3 protein-coding genes are annotated in these 2,195 nt (G+C 55.5%); all 3 read left to right on the top strand.

The genetic code is table 11. The features are described 5' to 3' along the window. The first annotated feature begins 477 nt into the window (after positions 1 to 477). Positions 478 to 963, top strand: coding sequence for a hypothetical protein (locus G467_RS0114745; protein WP_022970499.1), 486 nt, complete (start codon positions 478 to 480; stop codon positions 961 to 963). A 67-nt stretch (positions 964 to 1,030) separates the two neighbouring features. Then, a complete protein-coding gene (locus G467_RS18120; RefSeq protein WP_155844912.1) occupies positions 1,031 to 1,240 on the top strand; it encodes a hypothetical protein in 210 nt (69 codons plus the stop codon). Positions 1,241 to 1,752: 512 nt separating this feature from the next. Beyond that, entirely contained in the window at positions 1,753 to 2,082 is a 330-nt protein-coding gene (locus G467_RS0114755) for a hypothetical protein (RefSeq protein ID WP_026802737.1), read from the top strand. The last annotated feature ends 113 nt before the right edge of the window (positions 2,083 to 2,195 follow it).

A 2,195-nucleotide genomic window follows, 5' to 3' on the forward strand; every position in this document is an offset into this window, starting at 1 on the left:
GCTTTCGGCTACAGTGGCGCCTAACAAGTCATTCCAGCGGACGGCCGACGTCTTGCTGATTTCAATCCACTGCTGCGGCGCGGCCGCCGCTAAATTCAGGCGTTAGGCGCAGATGAGTAACCGGACATTCGCGTGCTTGACCTGCAGGAAGCTCCAGCGCAAGACTCAAACGCTGGATTCCTTCGCTTGCCCTATCTGCAAGTCTGACTGCGTACGAGTTCACTGGAAGCTGCATGTCCCGTCCCCGCGCAAGCACAAAAAGTGGGACAAGTTCTGGACTGAGTACCTGGCAGAGCTGCGCCAGATCGCGGAGTTTCGCTCCGGCAGCGGGCCGGCCGAGATATATTTGCCATTGCTCAACCAAAGGTTAGCTCGTGCAGGCGCCTAACAATTCATTCCAGCGGACGGCCGACCGCTTGCTGGTTTCAAACAATTGCCGTGGCGCGGCCGCCGCTGAATTCAGGCGTTAGGCCTCCCATGAACTCAACCGCGCCGACCCCCAAGCTCGCAGTCGCGCTTGAACTGCTAGAGCGCGCTATCGAGCTCTATCTTCGCGGGGACTCTTACTACTCGTCCCTCCACCTAGGCGGCGCGGCCGAAGAAGTTCTTGCTATATACATCCGCGACTTGTCAGACGAGCTTCCCGCCACAGCCAAGCCTGCCTCAGATCATCTAAAAGATGCGTTCCTTGCCTTTAAGGCTCCTAGTTCACCGCGAGAGCGCGTGGCAGCAGAGAAGTGGATCCACGATCGTATGTTCGAGGCAAAGAATACCGTCAAGCACAAGCGCGGCAAGAGAGATTTGACCGTGTCATTCGATGCAAAGGAAGAGGCGTTCGACGTAGTTGATCTTGCAGTATCGAATTACTTCGTGCTCTTCTCACACATGCAGCTTCCTTGGATGCCGTGCGTAGAGCAATTTGACCAGGCCCGAAGGCGTGAATACCGCGCCGATGAGGCCTAACTAATCATTCAAGCCGACGCCTTCGGCGCGGCTTAACTTAGGCGTTAGGCCTTGGAAAAGCAAGAGCATGAAACTTGATGAGCCCGCGGGCGCAGGTCGCGAAATCGATGCTCTTTGGGATTTGAACGACGAAATCATGTCCTGCCTTCATTCTCAGCAATTGAAGGGTGACGCGATTCCCACTTCTGTCGTTGTCGCCTGGCTGAGAGGGTTCTACGATACGACACGGGTTGGTTTAGGCCATCCCCCTCATTTCAGCGGCCGGGGCGAGGCCTAACAATTCATTCCAGCGGAACAAAACGGCGAGCCGTTTTGTCCGCTAAATTCAGGCGTTAGGCGCGTATGGATACGTCTCAGATTGACGAACTAATTGCCCGATGCTCCTCGGACATCCCTACCACTGAAATATTCTCGTCCATTTTTGACACCTTGCATCATGAAGAATTCTGTGACGCTTTCTCACGCCGCGTGGCTCATGAGTATTTGGCTGGTCGCTTGACCTATGCGTCTGCGGACCAAGCGATGAATTGCCTAGACACCTTCTGCCATCACTCTACTGAGCGCGGAATGCCCGAGTACTCTTGGGACGTGTACTTGGCATTTGACGAGGGCGAATATCTACATCCCGGCGACCCGGATGAGGTCGACCCAGTGGCCAAGTACACTCGACCAGCAGTTCAAGAGATCGTGGCACGTGACAACGCTGAGTAGCGCGCCTAACATTTTATTCAAGCCGACGCCCCAATCGCTGCGCGATTGGTCCGCGGCTTAATTCAGGCGTTAGGCCTCATGAATAGACATTACGAGCAGTCGAGGTCATTGGCGGACAGTCTGCTCATTGCCGGTCGCTACTTGTTTGCCATTCTGGCGGCATTGCTGTTTCTGATGGCATCCTGGTTGCTGGTAAAATTGGTGGGTGAGCCTCGCCATAGCGTCCTGTTCGTACTTTTCGTGTTTGTTCTCCCGCTCGTCCTGCTTGGCTTGGTGTGCTTCGCCGCACAGAGTTTGGCGAAGCGTAGGTCATCTTGGTTCTACTGGATTGCTGCGGGAGCGGTCGCGCTCGCGACCATCTTTGGGCTCGTAGTCATCTCGTTATTCAAGGGTTTCACGCCCGGCTGAGGCCTAACAATTCATTCCAGCGGACGGCCGACCGCTTATCGGTTTCAAACAACTGCTGCGGCGCGGCCGCCGCTAAATTCAGGCGTTAGGCCTTATGCCCAGTACCGCAACGG

Origin of the sequence: Arenimonas oryziterrae DSM 21050 = YC6267 (assembly GCF_000420545.1) — a bacterium.
Classification (GTDB): Bacteria; Pseudomonadota; Gammaproteobacteria; order Xanthomonadales; family Xanthomonadaceae; genus Arenimonas; species Arenimonas oryziterrae.

What these genes read in the sequence shown, in the direction of transcription:
- G467_RS0114755 (WP_026802737.1), top strand. Translation starts at nt 1,753, where the DNA reads ATGAATAGACATTACGAGCAGTCGAGGTCATTGGCGGACAGTCTGCTC.
- G467_RS0114745 (WP_022970499.1), top strand. Translation starts at nt 478, where the DNA reads ATGAACTCAACCGCGCCGACCCCCAAGCTCGCAGTCGCGCTTGAACTG.
- G467_RS18120 (WP_155844912.1), top strand. Translation starts at nt 1,031, where the DNA reads ATGAAACTTGATGAGCCCGCGGGCGCAGGTCGCGAAATCGATGCTCTT.